A 16,383-nucleotide genomic window follows, 5' to 3' on the forward strand; every position below is an offset into this window, starting at 1 on the left:
GCGTTGACGCAGCTGGCCGGGGGCGTCGTCGAGCACCCATTGCTGGGTCCCGCTGCCGTCCAGCGACCGGCTGTGCAGGCCGGACAGGGTGCCGGGATGGTTGCTGGCGTCGGCCAGTGCGAACGGCGGGGCGACCTCGCCGTTGTAGAGCTGGCCGGTGATGACGGGCTGGTCGATGTCGCCGTGCAGGAACTCGACGAGGACCTCGCTGCCGACCCGCGGCAGGGCGTGGCTGCCCCAGTTGGGGCCGGCCTGCCATTCGGCCACGCGGACCCAGGTGCCGCTGGTGGCGTCGCCGGGGGCGTGGCCGTCGGGACTGGCGCTGGAACCGGTGTCGGTCAGGCCGCCCGGATTCGGGGCCACGCCGCGCTGCCACGGGAACTGGACGCGTACCTGGTGGTCGCGGGTACTGGTGACGGCGGCGTCCGGCAGGCCGACCACGCGCGCGGTCTGGGCGCCGGGGGCGGTGGGCTTGGGACGGGCGAACGGGACGACGGCGGTCTCGGCCGGCACCGCGACGAACCGGTTGCGGTAGCTGCCGCGCTCGAGATCGGCGTGGTCGAGCAGTTCAACGACGCCGCTGCCGAGGTTGTTGGCCGCGACGTGCTCGACGGCCAGCGGCAGGAAGCGCTCGCCGGAGAGATCCGGATGCTGGGTCAGGGTGAACGCTGCGCCCGGCGCCATCCCGCGGCCGCTGCCCGCACCGGCGTGTAGGCGCTGCGGCAGGCGCAGGGCGTCCAGCCTGAGTTCGGCGGTCTGCTCGGCATCCGTGCGCGTGGCGAAACGCCCACTGCGCGGAACCGTGTAGACCTCCAGCGCCGGCACGCGGGGGCCGGCCGCGTCACCCGCCAGGGTGGCGGAGACGGCCTCGACCTGTTCCGGCTGCCAACTGGCGGTGGTGAAGGCGTTGGCGGTGACCTGGCGCTGCTCGGTGAAGTGGTTGATGGCGTCCTGCGACTCGGTGATGTCGCTGCGGTGGAAGCGCAGCATCGACGGCGCGGCGTCGGGCGCCGTGGCGGCGCGGTCGTACACCACCAGCGCGTGGCCGGCCTCGCCGTCGCCGGCCGCGCCCTGCACGTGCTCGAAACGCCACGCCAGCCCGGCATCGGCCAGCAGGCGGAACACGAACGCGTGGTCGCTCTCGCGGTACTGGGTGGTGATCGGATACACCGGCAGCGGCTGGCTGACATCGACCCTCAGCGCGGCCTGCGGGTAGTCGTCGAGGATCCGCTCGATCACGCCCAGCGCGTCCAGCTCCTGGAACACCAGTGCGTTGCGCCGCAGCCGCAGGAACGCGGTCCACGGCTCCATCACCAGACGGTAGCGGGCCAGCCCGCCATCGCTGCCCAGCGGCGCGATCCGGGTGCAGTGGCCGTGCCAGTGGCGGTGACTGCCGTCGGCCTTGCGCACGCGCAGCGAGACCGCCTGCCCGACCAGGCCCAGCGGCTCGATGAAGGCCGAGGTCGACAGGCAGTCGATGTCGAAGCGGAAATCCGCGCACACGGCCTCGTGGCCGGTGAAGCGTTCGACCACCAGCGAATCGCCCGGCCCGGCGGCGGGCAGGTCGATCTCGATCAGGCGGGTGTCTTGCGAGAGCAGCGCGCTGGCGAGCGCCAGCGGCGTAGCAGGGAACGTCCTGTCCATGGCGTACCAAATCCGTTTGGTGGTCGTGCTTGATCGCCGCCCCGCGACGGGACGGCCGGCGAAGGATACCCCGCCGGGGCGGTGGCCGTCAGCCGGAGCCGTTCAATCCTGCAACCACGGCCGCGCGATCTCCAGCGCCATCGCGTATGGCTCGGGGTGGTTGCGGTTGGTCAGCACGACGACGGTGAGCCGCCGTTGCGGCCAGCGCACAAGGACATTGCGGAACCCCATCGTCTCGCCCGAGTGCCACAGGGTTTCGCCGGAGATGCGCCAGCCGTAGCCGTACTCCACGGCCGGGTCGTCGGTTGGCGTGGCGGGCGCGAAGGCCAGGGCGCGCGACGCGTCGGAGAGCAGGCGGTCGTCGTAGAGCGCGGCATCCCAGCGGGCCAGATCGTCGATCGACGAGTAGATACCGCCATCGCCGAGCACCGCGCTGGTCTGGCTCTGGTCGGTGCGCTGCCACTGACCGTCGACCAGGCTGTAGCCCCATGCCCGGTGCGGAACCGGCGGGCCTTCGCGGACATACGCGAGGGTGTTGGCCATGCCCAGCGGCAGGAAGATCCGTTCGCGGAGGAAGCCGGGGTAATCGCGGCCGGAGGCGCGCTCGACGATCAGCGCCAGCAGCGCGTAGCCGCTGTTGCTGTAGCGGTAGTCACTGCCCGGGGCGAAATAGGTGCGGTCCTGCGACTCAAGCAATTTGAGCACGTCGGCGTCGCGCAGTTGCCAGGTCATCGAGCCGGGAATCACGTCCTCGTAGTCGACCAGCCCCGAGGTGTGGGTGAGCAGGTGGCGGATCGTGGCCGGTTCGACCGCGGCGGGCAGCGACGGCAGCCAGGTGCGTACCGGGTCGTCGAGGTCGAGCCGCCCGTCCTCGGCCAGCAGCAGGATGGCGGCGGCGGTGAACTGCTTGGACACCGAGGCGAGCCGGTAGTTGGTGGACGGCGTCGCCGCCGCACCGGCCTCGAGGTCCGCGCGGCCGAATCCGCGCCGCACCACCGGCCTGCCGTCGTGCATCACCAGCACCGAGGCGCCGGGCACATTGCCGGCGTAGTCGCGCATCACCGCTTCGACGTGCGCGATCCGGTCGCCCGAGGTGGCGCAGCCGGCCAGCAGCGCGGTCGATGCCAGCAGTGTCAGTGGAACGTGCATGGCTACTCTCCCTTCGTGGCCGGCGTGGCCGGACAGGCACCCGTGCGGACGAATGCGAGGTCTTCGTAGTCGTAGCTGAAGTCGGCCTGCGGATCGACCTTGGCCATCACCAGCCGGCGGGCGCCGTCAGCGACGCTGAAGTCGGCCCAGGCCTCGGCGTGGTCGGCGTGCCAGTCGACGAGGTGGCGGTCACCGACGCGCATGAGGTCGCCACTGAGCCGTGGCGACTTCGCCGAGCGGAACTCGACGCGGTCGCCGGCCGGGCAGATCGTGGCCTCGCCGAACCACGGATCGCGCCAGGTGCCGAGCCATTGCGACGCCGACGCCGCGGTCGCGGGACGGCGCGACGAGGTATCCGGCAGCGCCGTGGACGCAGCGGCGCCACCGCTTCGCTGCGCCAGCGCGGCGGCGACTTCGGCCACGCTACGCGCCTCGCCATCCGGCGTCAGGCGTTCGACCAGCACCTGGTTCAGCACCGTGCGCGCCTCGTCGGCGTCGCCGTTGATCATGAAGACGAAGCCGTCGCCGAGGTCGGGCAGCAGGTGCAGTTGCGAGTACATGCCGCCGAGCGTGCCGGTGTGCGACACGCTCCATTCGCCGTCGATGTCGGCCAGCCGCCAGCCGTATCCGTACGCGTAGAAGCGGGTGTCGTCCCAGTCGCGGCGCCGCTGCGATACCGGCATCGGCGTGTGCGCGGTCCACAGCTCGGCGCGGCGCTCCTGGGGGAGCCATTCCAGTTGCGCCGCGGTCGGCGCGAGCCAGTTGCGCGCCCAGGCCAACATGTCGTCGAGGCTGCAGCGGATGCCGCCAGCCGCGGCCGAGGTGATCGCGGGAACCTGCGGCGGGTCGAGTCGCATCGCGACGTTGCCGCCCTGCCCGCGCGTGTGTGGCTGGGCGACGTTGCCGAGCGCATCGCGGTCGAACGCGCCGACCCGGCAGCGCTCCAGCCCAAGCGGTTCGAACACCTCGCGCCGCATCAACTCCTCGTACGGCGCGCCTCCGGCCGCGGCGGCGACCTCGCCGGCCACCACGTACAGCAGGTTGTCGTAGGCGTAGCCGGAGCGGAAGCTCTGCTGCGGCTTCAGGTGGGCGAGCCCGGCGATGATGTCGTCGCGGGTGAAGAGGTTGGGCTCCGGCCACAGCATCAAGTCGCCGGCGCCCTCACGCAGGCCGGCGTTGTGGATCAGCAGGTCGCGCACCTGCATCCCGCGCGTGATCCAGTCGTCGTGCATGCGGAACCGCGGCAGGTGCTTCACGACCGGATCGTCCCAGCGCAGCCTGCCGGCATCGACCAGCCGGGCCAGCAGCGCCGCGGTCATCGCCTTGGTGTTGGAGGCGATCTTGAACACGGTGTCCGCGTCGACCGCATCACCGCTGCCGGCGACGGTTTCACCGCGGGTGCCGCGATAGACCACCTTGCCATCTTCGATCACGCCCAGCGCAAGTCCCGGCAGGTCGTAGCGCGCCATGATCGCGTCGACGATCCGGTCATACGGGGCAACCGCCCCGCCCTGCCCGGCCACCCGCTCCACGCCCTCCCAGACCCGCAGCAGGTTGCCGCCCCAGAGTTTCGCGATCCCGGCTTCGTCGTAACCGCGGCGACGCAGGCCGGCGGTGACGTTGGCGGTTTCGGACGCGTCCATCCAGCCGGTGATCGCACCGCCACCGTCGAAGTCGGAGGCGATGCCGACGTGGTCGATTCCGGCGACGTCCACCGCGTGGTCGATGTGGTCGAGATAGTCGTCGAGGGTGGCGATCGGGTGGTCGCGCTCGATCCGCGCCATTCCCGCGACGTAGGCCGGCAGCTCGCCGTGCAGGTCGCTGTCGAATTCGTCGGCGCCGATGCTGCGGGCGACCTGCTCCGCCAGCGCGGTCTCGGCAGCCTCGCGCGCGGGGTCGGGCTTGAGGAAGTAGGTGTAGGCGACGATCTGCACAACGCCGCCCTTGTCGCCGATCGCACGCAGAAGGGTGTCGTCGAGGTTGCGCGGGTGGTCGGCCAACGCGCGGGCCGATGAGTGCGAGGCGATGACCGGCGCCGTTGAAAACGCCAGCACATCGCGCACGCAGGCATCCGACGCGTGCGACACGTCCACCATCATCCCGATCGCGTTGGCGCGCTGCACGACCTTGCGGCCGAAACCGCTCAGTCCCACATCGCCCGCCGGCTCGTCGCCGAGCTCCGGCCGCGCGCCGGAACTGGTGCAGATGTCATTGTGGCCGGTGTGCGTCAGGCCGAGGTAGCGGGCGCCACGGGCGTAGGCGGCGTCGAGGTTGGCGAGGTCGAGGCCAAGCGAGTAGCCGTTCTCGATGCCGATCATCGCCGACAGCAGGCCGGCATCGTGGTTGGCCCGCACCTGCGCCGGCGTGGTCGCCAGCCGGATACGGTCCGGGTAGCGCGACAGCATCATTTCGATGGCCGAGTACTTGCGCTCGGCCTGGGCCATTGCCTTGGCGTAGCCCTCGGGGGTGCGCGGCCCCTGCTCGACGTAGATCACGAAGAACGCCGCATCCAGCCCGCCGCGTTCCATCTTGCCGAGGTCGACCCGAAGGTACGTGTCGGTGCCGACGTCGAAGCGCGGATCATGCATGTAGTCGGAGGGGATATCGACGTGGGTGTCGATGGTCAGCGGGTCGCCGGCCCGGGCGTTGCCGGACAGGGCGAGCAGCAGAGCGCACAGCGGGATTGCTCTCATCGTCGAGTTGCCTCCATGGCGCACGGGACGCGGGGCCGCGTGCCGGCGAAAAAGAAGGCGGCCTGCCGCCGCAGGCCGCCAAGGGGGTCTGCCTCAGTACGACAGGGAGAGAGTCAGCTGTGCGTAGCGCGGGGCCTGCAGGTAGCGCTCCTGGCCGAAGTACGGGTCGCGGTTGCCGACGCCGGTTTCCAGGTCCTGGTAGACCCAAACCGGCTCCTGGTCGTTGAGCAGGTTGTAGACCGCCAGCTTGGCCTGGAAGTTGGCCAGCCCGAAGTTGCGCTCGTAGGTGACGCTGGCGCCGATATCCACGGTCCAAGGCATCCGGCCCTCGCCACCGCGCGGCGAGTGCTCGAACACGCGGTCGGCGGTGCTCCAGGTGTCGCCCTCGACCGCGTCATCCGGGCGGGTGCAGTTCTCCACGCACACGTAGTAGCTGTGGTAGCTCTTCCAGTTGTAGGGGTTGCCGACGCCGAAAGCGGTGATCGGGCCGCCCGACTTCGCGTCCACCGTGCCGCCCACGCGCCAGTTCTCGTTCAGTGCGTAGGTGCCTCGCAGCTTGATCTGGTGGCGGTGGTCGTTGGCCAGCGGGCCGTAGCCATCGAGGTTGACGAACGGGTCGTCGAAATTCTCGGTACGGCCGGTGTCGCCGAAGTTGGTGTCGGTGTTGACCGGACCCTCGGCGTTGCCCTCGTTCCATGACAGCGTGTACGAGGCGTTGAACATCCATTTCTCGTCCCACGCGCGGTCGACCTGGAACTCCAGCGCCTTGTAGGTGCGGCGCGGCTTGACCCAGCCGCGCTGGCCGGTCGGGGTGGAACCGACGTACTCCCACTCGCCGTCGGTGAACACGTAGTTGTCGGCCTCGGTCCAGTAGCCGGCCTGCGAGGTGTCGATGTCGATGTAGCCGTCGTTGACGCCGTCGCAGTCCGAATCGCCCCAGATCGTGAGCTGTTCACCCGGGTTGGCCATCACCCACAGCGACTGGTATCCCGACCGGTCAGGGTCGACATCCAGCCGGCCGCAGTGGGTCGCGGTGATGTTGATGTCGTCGATCGCGTTGTTGAGCTTGCGGTAGATGCCGCGCACGCCCCACGACCACGCCTGGCTGAGCTGCTGCTGGAAGCCGAGGATCAGCTCGTCCTGGTAGACCTGGTCCATGTCGGCATCGACCTCCGAGCGCAGGTCGCCGACGGTGCCGTCGCCCTGGCTGTTGTCGAAGCCGAACTGCTCGCCAAGGATCGGGAAGGCGTACTCGACGCCGTTGTGCTCGCGGATTTCCCAGCCCTCGAAGCCGTAGAACGTCCGCGCATCAAGCAGCGCGCCGCCCTGCTTGATGTTGATGACGTTGGCGACCGGCAGGAAGTAGCGCCCGACGTTGCCGAACAGCTTGGTGGTGCCATCCCCGCGCATGTCCCAGGAGAAGCCCAGCCGCGGCGACCACATGTCGTCCATTTCGATGTAGGTCGCGCCCAGGCCGTCCTTGTTGTCGAAGGACTCGTTGCGGATGCCCATGTTGAGGATCAGGTTGTCGGTGACCGACCAGTTGTCCTCGATGTAGAACGCGTTGTTGGTCGACTCGAAGTTGCCGAAGATCTCGTACTGGCGCGCGCGGACGTAGGCGAAGTAGCCGTCGGGGACGATGCCCGCGTCGGGGATCGACGCGCCGGGCGTGGTCGCGGTGACGCCGTACATCACGCCGCCGGGGCCGGAGTACGCCTGGCTGAGGTCCGAGGTGTTCGCCTCGCGGTCGACGCCGAAGCGCAGGCGGTGGTCACCGAGCGACCACTCGAAGTCGACGCGGGTCTGCTCGCGTTCGTCCAGGCGGTCGTACATGCTGAGGTTGCTGGTACAGCCCAGCGGAACGCCCGGGTCGGGCACGCCGGTGCCGGCGGAGACAAAGTTGCAGGCGGCGTCGTTGGGCGAGGCGGCGAAGTCCTTGCGCTCGGTCTGGCCGTGCATGACCTTCATCGACAGGTCGTCGGTGAGGTACGAGGTCCAGGTCAACGCCCAGTTCCGGCCACCGGCCTCGGTGTAGCGGTCGCTGATCTTGTCGCCGACTTCGCCGGTGTCGAAATCGTATCCGTAGGTGCTGCTGTCGAAGCGGTTCTCGTTGGAGAACGCCATCAGGCTCAGCAGGTTGTTGTTGGTGACCTGCCAGTCCAGGGTCGCGCCCCAGAAGCCGTCATCCGATGCGCTGCGGGTGAAGCTGGTGCCGAGGTTGTTGGTGTTTTCCGGGTCGACCTGCCGACCTTCGTACATCGCGAAGAAGAACAGGCGGTCGCGCACCAGCGGGCCGGAGGCCCAGATGTTCATGCGGGTGGAGTCGGTGGTGTCACGGCTGCGGGTCAGGTAACGCTCGCCGTCGAGGTGGCTGTCACGCGCGTCGGAGCGCCACTCGCTGGGGCTGTAGACCAGCTTGCCGCCGGAGTGGAACTCGTTGGTGCCCGACTTGGCCACCGCGTTGACCACGCCGCCGGTGGTGCGGCCGAACTCGACCGAGTAGCCGCCGGTCTTGACCTGGAACTCCTGGTAGAAGTCGAACGGCGCTTCCGAGAAGCCAACGCGGTTGTAGAAGTCGGTGACGTTCAGGCCGTTGAGGTAGAACGCGTTCTCCGCCACCGAGGAACCACCGAACGAGATGCCGCCGAACGCCGCCGAGCCCGCGGCCACGCCCGGCGCGAGCAACGCGACGGACGACACGCTGCGCTCCACCGGCAACCGCTGGATCTCCTCGGCGGTCACGTTGGTGGCAGACTCGGTCGAGCTGACATCGACCGCGTTGATCACGCGCGAACCGACCACCTGCACGGTGCCGAGGCTGGTGACCGCGTCGCTGGCACCGACATAGGTGGCGTTGCCGAGACCGACCCGCACCTGCACCGGCTCCCCGACCGGCTGGCCGTTGGCGGTCGCCTGCAACTCGTAGGTGCCCACCGGCAGGTAGGAGAACCGGTAGTCACCGTTCGCATCGGCCGTCACCGTGCGGGTGAAGCCGGTCTGCGGGTTGCGCACGGTCACCTGCGCGCCGGCCTCCGAGACGCCGACCACGGCGCCGTCCTGTGCCATCGCCACTGGCGCAAGCGTTGCGAGGCACAGCCCCATGGCGATCGAAAGCGCACTTCTTTGCAAGGTCCTGCTGTTCATGCCCCCTCCGGCGTTCTGGTCGGTGATCGGCCTGCACGGGACAGGGCCGTCGCGTGGATGTCGGTTGCTTCAGTCGTTGCCGCGCGCCGTCCTGGCGGTGTCCGGCAGGACCCGTGCCTCGAAGTCGTAGTCCCACTGGTCGAAGTACAGGTTGCCGCCGTCCCACTCGACCTCGCCCCGCTGGGAGTCGACGGTCTCGGAACGGAAGTGCTGCTTGGCCGGGACGAACCCGGTGCCGTAGTCGTCGTTGAAGGCGATCCGGTAGGCGTCCAGGCCGCCGAGGTAGAACCATTCCAGGCTGGAGCCGTCGGCGGCGGTGGCGCCTTCGAAGCGGCCGGTGGTCACGTCCATCGGCACCCAGCCGTACGGGGCCAGGTACATCCAGCCCCAGTCGTGCAGGTTCCAGTAGTCGCCGTCGGAATAGACCATGCCCGACTGCCAGCGCGCGGGGATGCCATTGAGGCGCAGCAGGGTCATCAGCAGCAGGGTCTGCTGGCCGCAGTCGGCGTGGCCGGCATGCAGCGCGTAGTCGCTGATGTTGGTGATGGTGGAGTACTCGCGGGCACCGGCCCACGGGATGTCGTCGACCGCGGCGAAGAGCTTCTGCGCGATCCGGTACGGGTTGGTCTCGTCGCCCACCACCTTGCGCGAGAACGCCCGCAGCGCAGGGGTGAACACGATGTGCGGCGGGCGTTCGGCGAGATGCGGCGCCAGCGTTTCCGCCGCCGGTGCCGGCACCACTCGATCCGGGTCGATGGTGTGGCGCTGCGCGTACAGGATCAGCTCGTAGTCGATCGAGAACCTGGTCGGCTCGCCGGCGCGGGAGACGCGCTCCAGGTAGACGGTGCGCTGGGCGGTCGATTCGGGCGCAACGCGGGCCTGCGCCGGACGGCTTTCGAGCAGGCGGATGTCTTCCTGCTGGCCGGGAATCGCGCGCGGGAACGGGATCCAGGCGCGGACGGTCTCGCCGGCCGGCACCGCGTCGGGATCGACCGTGATCGACTGGGTGACGTGTACCCGGCGCGGCAGCACGTTGCTGTCGCCGCTCTCGCGGGCGGCCTCGGTGATGGCGGCGTGGTGCGCGTTCGGCGACTCCATCGGCCCTTGGCTGAAGGGCTTGGGGTCGGCGCGGCGGGCAGCGGCCTCCGGGCTCAGGCGGAACAGGTTCGGCACCGCGCGGACGAAGTACAGCGTCCGGCCGTCGATCACCCGGTGCTCGAGCAGGTTCGTCGTCTTCCAGCGCGCGAACTCGTCGTCGCGCAGGTCGGGGATCGCCTGGCGCAGGCGTGCGCGCACGTCGTCCTCGTCGAGTCGGAAGTCGATCAGGATCCGGCGCATGCGTTCGCGCTGGAAAAGCAGCGCCCGTCGCGATGCGGCGGATGTGCCATCGTCGGCCAGGGCGGCGGCTATCGCCGCTTCGGCTGCTTCAAAACGGTCGCCGTCGACCAGCGCGACGACCGTGTCGACAACGGCGTCGGTCGCTGCGGCACCCGCGCTCGAATCGCCGTCACCCGTGGCCGCCGGCACATCCGTCGACGCCCGGGCACCGCAGCCGGCCAGCAGCGCCGTGACCAGCAGCAGCGCGCAGGCATGCCGCACCGGCCGTTGCCGGAAACATGTGTCGCCAAGCTGGTGTCGAACCGTGTACACCCGTTGCTTCCCCTACGGATACCCACTCGCGACGAAGTGTGTAGCACGCCGTCACAAGTCGGTCAATAAATTATTCCGATGCTGTGTGCTATAAGAATCACGTATTCCGCAGTGCACAACGGCGCCGATGCCGCAGCAAGGGGACGGGGAATGGCCATCGCGACAGCTCCACGGCCCTATGCGGCCGCCGTCCCGCCCGCACGCGCCCCGTATGCTTCCTGCAGCCGTCCTGTTTCGCCACGCAACGCCACGCCCATGCGCCTGACCCGTTTTGCCGCCTGCCTCGCCGTCGCCCTGCTGCTGGGCGGCCCCGCCACCGCGCGCGAGACCGCTCCGCCGTCCGTCCCCGCCCATGGCGTAGTCGGGGTCCAGCCACAGCACCTCGATCCGGCGTTCTGGGTCGGCCGCATGGAGCAGGCCGACCGCGTCCTGATGACGCCCGCCGCGATCGACACCCGGAACGCACGCCTGTGGCAACTGGACGCGTCGATGCACGACCTGCGGGCACTGCCGGCCACGCTTGATGCGGCGACCGTCCGCGGCTGGATCGAGGACCTGTCGCAACGGCCCACCGGCGAACGCTGGGACGTGGACGGCAACCCGGTGCCTGCCGCAACGCTGGACGCGATGGTTGCCAACCTCGCGCTCGACGCGGTGCCGACCAGCCAGCCGACCCGCCACGGCCTGGTGGTCCATCGCGCCGCGCTGCGCACCTTCCCGACCGCGCAGCGCATGTTCAGCCGCCAGGGCGAGACCGACATCGACCGCTTGCAGGAAAGCGCGCTGTTCCCGGGCACACCCGTCGTCATTGCACATGAAAGCGGCGACGGTGACTGGTTGTTCGTGGTCAGCCCGCGCTACGCGGCGTGGATCGAGAAGAAGCATGTCGCCGAAGGCAGCGCGGAGCAGGTGTCCGGTTACGTCGACGCTGCGGCCTACCGTGTCGTCACCGGCGCGACCGAGCACACCGTGTTCACCCGCGAGGAGCCGCGCGTCTCGCAGCTGCAGCTCGACATGGGCGTGCGCGTGCCACTGGCCGACCTGCCACCCGACCAGCCGGTCAACGGCCAGCACCCGTACACCGCGCACATCCTGAAGCTGCCGGTGCGCAACGACGACGGCAGCCTCGCCTTCGCCCCCGCACTGCTGCAGCGCATCGCCGACAGCCAGCCCGGCTACCTGCCGCTGACCCGCGCCAACCTGGTCACCCAGGCCTTCAAGTTCCTCGGCGAGCGCTACGGCTGGGGCCATTCGTACAACGCACGCGACTGCAGCGGCTTCGTCTCCGAGATCTACCGCAGCATGGGCGTGCAGGTGCCGCGCAACACCAGTGCGCAGGCGGTCAGCCCGGCGCTGTCGCATGTCACGTTCGGCAAGGACGACGACCGTGCCACCCGCATGGCCGCGGTCGCGCGGCTGCAGGTGGGCGACCTGGTCTACATCCCGGGCCACGTGATGATGGTGATCGGCCGCGTCGACGGTGCGCCCTACGTGATCCACGACACCAACGGCGGCAGCGTGCTCGGCGCCGACGGCGAGTTGCGCTCGATGGCGCTCAACGGCGTTTCGGTCACGCCGTTGCTGCCGATGATGTTCAACCGGAATGAAAGCTACGTGGACCGCATGACCAGCATCGTGCGCCCGCACGGCACCCTCGACCTGCCCCGCTGAGCGGCGGCCACACGGACAACGACACACAAGCCATGAAGATCACCGACATCCAGTTCGGCATGCTGCGGGTACCGCTGAAGACGCCGTTCAAGACCGCGCTGCGCACCGTCGAGCGGGTCGAGGACATCGTGGTGATGGTGCATACCGACACCGGCCACGTCGGCTACGGCGAGGCGCCGGCCACCGCGGTCATCACCGGCGACACCCACGGTTCCATCGTCGACGCGATCCGCCACTACATCTCGCCGCGCCTGATCGGCGAGGAGATCGCCAACCTCAACCGCATCACCCGGCTGGTGCAGACCTCGATGGAGAAGAACTCCAGCGCCAAGGCGGCGGTGGAGATCGCGGTCTACGACCTGTTCGGCCAGCTCTATGGCGCGCCGCTGTACAAGATGCTCGGCGGCGGCGACCCGGTCATCACCACCGACATCACCATCAGCGTCGACACCATCGACAAGATGGTGGCCGACTCGATCAGCGCGGTCGAGCGCGGCTTCGACTCCTTGAAGATCAAGGTCGGCAAGGACATCGGCGTCGACATCGAGCGGATCAAGGCGATCTACGCCGCAGTCGAGAACCGCGCACTGCTCCGCCTCGACGCCAACCAGGGCTGGACCGCCAAGCAGGCGGTCTACGCGATCACCACGCTGGAGGACGCCGGCGTGCGGCTGGAGCTGGTGGAGCAACCGGTCAAGGCCCGCGACCTGGAAGGCATGCGCTACGTCACCGAGCGGGTGCACACGCCGATCATGGCCGACGAGAGCGTGTTCGGCCCGATGGAGGTGATCGAGCTGATCAACCTGCGCGCGGCCGACATCATCAACATCAAGCTGATGAAGACCGGTGGCATCTCCAACGCGATCCGCATCGCCGACATCGCCGCGCTGCACGGCGTCGAGTGCATGATCGGCTGCATGCTCGAATCCAGCATCAGCGTCGCCGCGGCGGTGCACGTGGCGGTGGCCAAGGCCGACGTGATCACCAAGATCGACCTCGACGGGCCGTCGCTGTGCCAGTTCGACCCGGTCGCGGGTGGGGTGACGTTCAACGAATCGGAGATCTCGGTCAGCGACGCGCCGGGCCTGGGCATCCGGGATATCCGCGGGCTCGAGCCGATCCCGGGCAGCGCGGCCGCCTGACGTGTCGGCGCTGCTGAGGATCCGCGCCGAGCGCGACCGGATGTCGGCGATCGAGCGCCGCATCGCCGACTTCGTGCTCGACAACGCCCAGCTGCTGCGCGACTACTCCTCGCAGCAACTGGCCAACGCGCTGGGGATCAGCCAGTCGAGTGTGGTGAAGTTCTGCCAGAAGCTCGGTTTCAAGGGGTACCCGGACCTCAAGTACTCGGTCGGCGAGGCGATCGCGCGGGCCGACAACGGCGACGACGCGGGCGACTCCGGCACACCCGCGGCGCTGCCGGCCGACGCCGGCATGGAGCTGTGGCTGCGCAAGAGCCAGGCCGAGGAGGAAACCCGTTCGATCAACCCGCCGGCAACGCTCGAGGCGGTGGTCTCGGCCCTGCTGGGCGCCTCCGCCGGCGGCAAGGTCTTCATCATCGGCCTCGGCGAGGACGACATCCCGGCCCGGGCGATCGCCCTGCGGCTGTCGCTGCTGGGCATCCTCACCGTGCACAACTTCGACACCGCCCACATGACCGCGAGCGTGTCGGCAGCCGTGCCGGGCGACGTGCTGCTGGTGTTCTCCGAGCACGGCAAGCAACCCGCCCTGTGCCAGATCGGGCGGCTGTTCCGCGAGCAGGGGGGCACCGTCGTGAGCATCACCCGCCACAGTTCCAACCCGCTGCGCGCCAATGCCGACCTGTCGCTACTGGTGTCCGCCCACGACGAGCGCGCCCACATCGAGCCGCTGCTGTACCGGTCAGCGCTGCAGCACCTGCTGGACCGCGTGTTCGTGCGGCTGTGCGAGTCGGGACGGATGGAACGCCTGCAGGCGACGATGGAGCGGATCCAGCCGATGCTGGAAGGGTGATCGCCCCGGGCGCCGGCCCGGCCACGCACGACATGCCCGCAGGAGACCGTATGCGACCACCCACCCGTACCGCGTTCAACCGGCTGACCATCACCTCACTGCTGGTGGCCGTCGCTGCCCTGTCCGGCTGCGCCCACACGGGCTCTGGTTCCTCGCCGTCTGCGGCGTGGTCGGATGCGCAACAACTGGTGCTGGTGACCGTGCCCGACTGGGACGCGCCCGAAGGGGAACTGGCGACCTACCGGCGCGCGTCGGTCAAGGCCGCGTGGCAGCGGGTCGGAGAGCCGGCGCCGGTCACCGTCGGCCGCAGTGGCAGCGGCTGGGGCCTCGGCCTGCATGCGCCACAGGGCGACGGCCCGGTCAAACGCGAAGGCGACGGCCGGGCACCGGCAGGGGTGTTCGCCATCGGCACCGCATTCGGCTACGCGCCGGCCGCCGCCACCGCCCTGCCCTACGCGCCGATGGACGCGGGCGACTACTGCATCGACGTCCCCGCCTCGCCGCTCTACAACCGCATCGTCGACAGCACCGAGGTCGGCGCCGCCGCGGTCAAGGACTCGACCGAGCCGATGCGCCGCGACATCCACGCCGATGGCGACCAGCGCTACCGGCTCGGGTTCGTGGTCGAGCACAACGGGCAGGCCGTGCCGCAGGCCGGCAGCTGCATCTTCGCCCACCTGTGGAAGACGCCGGACACGCCCACCGCCGGCTGCACCGCGATGGCGCCGGAGACGATGGACCGGCTGCTCGGCTGGCTGCGGCCGGAGGCGGCCCCGGTGTTCGTACTGCTGCCCGAGGCGGAGCTCCGGCGCCTGCAACGGGCATGGGGATTGCCCGCGCCCGAATGAGCCGCAGGGGAGGCCATCCCCGCCGGTCTCTGCGATAATCGTCCGGATGGCCCCGTAGCTCAGCTGGATAGAGCGTCCCCCTCCTAAGGAAGGGGTCAGTTAGCTGGAACGCCCTTCTACCCTTACATATCAGGGACTTACGAAGGCCCTTCCAACTGACCAGGGCTGATTTTACACCCTCAAACACCCCTGAACATCACTTTTTTGTCCCAGTATTTGTCCCAGAAATGAGCCAAGCCACGCTTCGCTACCTCATCGAGAACTTCCCACTGCGGCCCACCCTTCGGGTCGAGGAAGTCGCTCATGTGCTTGGCAAGAAGAACACCCGCGGCGCCATCCAGCGGGTTCGGCAACGAATGACGGACGGGGTGTATCCCAACGCCAGGAAGGTCGATGGGATCTGGCAGCTGCCGATTGAAGAGCTGGCGGAAATCATGGAGCCCACGCCCGAACACGCCAGGCCTTCCCTGCCCCTGCCCAACCCCAAGACTGCGCCCAGCCGCACCGGCCGGCGCAGGGGTGAGGTTGGCCCACGCGTGGGGTTCATCCGGGCTGCCCAGTTCTGGGTCCAGGTGTTCAACATCCTCGGCTACCCGGAGGATGCAAGCGATCTGGAAAACCAGGCCAACACCCTTCGGATGGAAGGCCGTCTTGCGCGCGACATAGCGCGATCGGAAGAACATGCCGCCGCCCTGGACGCCTCAACCCCCCAACCTCCCACTTCTGGCTCCAAGCCAATCCGTCGCCCCTGATCCACTGTCCACCAGGCCGCTTGCGGCCAGCCGGGCCAGGACGGCTCGGCCAGGTGGCCCGCAGGCCACGCCCCAGGACGGGGGCTCTGGATGTTCATGGGTATGTATGTATACCCATGAAAGCCTCATACCCCTTGCCAATTTCTGAAACGGTGGTTATCTGAAAGGCGAGCCGGGGCTGTTCACCCATTTCTCCCGATGGTTATCCAAGGCTCAAACCCGCAAGCAACTGCGGGTTTTTTATTCGCACCCTCTTGCGCTCGATGAAACTTCTGATTGGATGATGCCTGGGTAGAGTTAGATAACCCTCCTGTCCAACTCCTCCCAAACCCGCGGCTCACCCCGCGGGTTTTTTATTGCCAGAATTTTGTGAAAGGGGGTTGCGCTCGATTGGTTAGGCCTTTTGATGGGTAGTTGTGGATACCCACTAAACAAAAGGAGGCCCTTTGATGAAATACCTAATTCTCGCCGCAAGTCTATTCGCAGGCTCCGCGTCGGCCGCTGTCATCGAGGCCAAGACTGAACTGCATGTCCTGGCAACCAAGCCGGTTGTGGAAATGAGCCGCGGCAGCTGCGCGATTACTGGCGCGGTTGTGGTCAACGGCGAACTCGTGAAGGGCGCCGATATTGGCCTGCGTGCAAAAGACAAGCCTGACCTCATCGCGCGGACCAAGACCAACGACAAGGGCGTTTACACCCTGTCCGTTCGCGTTCGCAAAGGAACCTTGCTGCAAGAGATCGTGATTTCCAACCCAGACAAAACTGGGAAGGTCGCGGTGTTTCCGGGCCAGGTCATCGCGTGCAAGTAAACCCAACCCCAACTGCCAACCATAAGGAGGC

11 protein-coding genes are annotated in these 16,383 nt (G+C 68.5%); 6 read left to right on the forward strand and 5 right to left on the reverse strand.

Going from position 1 to position 16,383, the window contains the following annotated elements:
• From N799_RS10670 to N799_RS10690, 5 genes are all read right to left on the reverse strand, one after another.
• Positions 1-1,644, reverse strand: a 1,644-nt coding sequence (locus tag N799_RS10670; RefSeq protein WP_036212146.1) for a type VI secretion system Vgr family protein, incomplete at its 3' end; no start/stop codon positions are given.
• 102 nt (positions 1,645-1,746) lie between these two features.
• Positions 1,747-2,793: a serine hydrolase domain-containing protein gene (locus N799_RS10675; RefSeq protein WP_036212149.1), complete on the reverse strand. Its 1,047-nt coding sequence runs from the start codon at positions 2,791-2,793 to the stop codon at positions 1,747-1,749.
• A 2-nt stretch (positions 2,794-2,795) separates the two neighbouring features.
• Positions 2,796-5,486: a membrane dipeptidase gene (locus tag N799_RS16090; protein ID WP_081974971.1), complete on the reverse strand. Its 2,691-nt coding sequence runs from the start codon at positions 5,484-5,486 to the stop codon at positions 2,796-2,798.
• A 93-nt stretch (positions 5,487-5,579) separates the two neighbouring features.
• The gene (locus N799_RS10685; RefSeq protein WP_036212152.1) at positions 5,580-8,630 is read right to left on the reverse strand and encodes a TonB-dependent receptor; all 3,051 of its coding nucleotides are present in this window, start codon (positions 8,628-8,630) and stop codon (positions 5,580-5,582) included.
• A gap of 69 nt (positions 8,631-8,699) precedes the next feature.
• On the reverse strand, positions 8,700-10,229 hold the full coding sequence (locus tag N799_RS10690; protein WP_081974972.1) for a transglutaminase-like domain-containing protein: 1,530 nt from the start codon (positions 10,227-10,229) through the stop codon (positions 8,700-8,702).
• A 306-nt stretch (positions 10,230-10,535) separates the two neighbouring features.
• Between N799_RS10690 and N799_RS10695 the strand changes: the two genes are divergently transcribed.
• The 6 genes from N799_RS10695 (at position 10,536) to N799_RS15395 (ending at position 16,352) form a co-directional block, all read left to right on the forward strand.
• The gene (locus N799_RS10695) at positions 10,536-11,951 is read left to right on the forward strand and encodes a C40 family peptidase (RefSeq protein ID WP_036212158.1); all 1,416 of its coding nucleotides are present in this window, start codon (positions 10,536-10,538) and stop codon (positions 11,949-11,951) included.
• A gap of 32 nt (positions 11,952-11,983) precedes the next feature.
• Entirely contained in the window at positions 11,984-13,093 is a 1,110-nt protein-coding gene (locus tag N799_RS10700) for a dipeptide epimerase (RefSeq protein ID WP_036212161.1), read from the forward strand.
• Between the two features lies 1 nt (position 13,094).
• Positions 13,095-13,943 (forward strand): MurR/RpiR family transcriptional regulator, encoded by an 849-nt coding sequence (locus N799_RS10705; protein WP_036212164.1) that lies wholly within the window; start codon positions 13,095-13,097, stop codon positions 13,941-13,943.
• Positions 13,944-13,993: 50 nt separating this feature from the next.
• Positions 13,994-14,791 carry a L,D-transpeptidase family protein gene (locus tag N799_RS10710; protein ID WP_052101472.1) on the forward strand — a complete coding sequence of 266 codons (798 nt, stop codon included), beginning with the start codon at positions 13,994-13,996 and terminating at the stop codon, positions 14,789-14,791.
• Positions 14,792-15,018: 227 nt separating this feature from the next.
• Positions 15,019-15,543, forward strand: coding sequence for a hypothetical protein (locus N799_RS10715; RefSeq protein WP_052101473.1), 525 nt, complete (start codon positions 15,019-15,021; stop codon positions 15,541-15,543).
• A 449-nt stretch (positions 15,544-15,992) separates the two neighbouring features.
• On the forward strand, positions 15,993-16,352 hold the full coding sequence (locus N799_RS15395; RefSeq protein WP_152597910.1) for a hypothetical protein: 360 nt from the start codon (positions 15,993-15,995) through the stop codon (positions 16,350-16,352).
• The last annotated feature ends 31 nt before the right edge of the window (positions 16,353-16,383 follow it).

It is taken from the genome of Lysobacter arseniciresistens ZS79 (assembly GCF_000768335.1).
Classification (GTDB): Bacteria; Pseudomonadota; Gammaproteobacteria; order Xanthomonadales; family Xanthomonadaceae; genus Novilysobacter; species Novilysobacter arseniciresistens.

Bases quoted from the DNA above. Each gene is read 5' to 3' on its own strand.
- N799_RS10675 (WP_036212149.1), bottom strand. From the start codon at position 2,793: ATGCACGTTCCACTGACACTGCTGGCATCGACCGCGCTGCTGGCCGGC.
- N799_RS16090 (WP_081974971.1), bottom strand. From the start codon at position 5,486: ATGAGAGCAATCCCGCTGTGCGCTCTGCTGCTCGCCCTGTCCGGCAAC.
- N799_RS10685 (WP_036212152.1), bottom strand. From the start codon at position 8,630: ATGAACAGCAGGACCTTGCAAAGAAGTGCGCTTTCGATCGCCATGGGG.
- N799_RS10695 (WP_036212158.1), top strand. From the start codon at position 10,536: ATGCGCCTGACCCGTTTTGCCGCCTGCCTCGCCGTCGCCCTGCTGCTG.
- N799_RS10700 (WP_036212161.1), top strand. From the start codon at position 11,984: ATGAAGATCACCGACATCCAGTTCGGCATGCTGCGGGTACCGCTGAAG.
- N799_RS10710 (WP_052101472.1), top strand. From the start codon at position 13,994: ATGCGACCACCCACCCGTACCGCGTTCAACCGGCTGACCATCACCTCA.
- N799_RS10715 (WP_052101473.1), top strand. From the start codon at position 15,019: ATGAGCCAAGCCACGCTTCGCTACCTCATCGAGAACTTCCCACTGCGG.
- N799_RS15395 (WP_152597910.1), top strand. From the start codon at position 15,993: ATGAAATACCTAATTCTCGCCGCAAGTCTATTCGCAGGCTCCGCGTCG.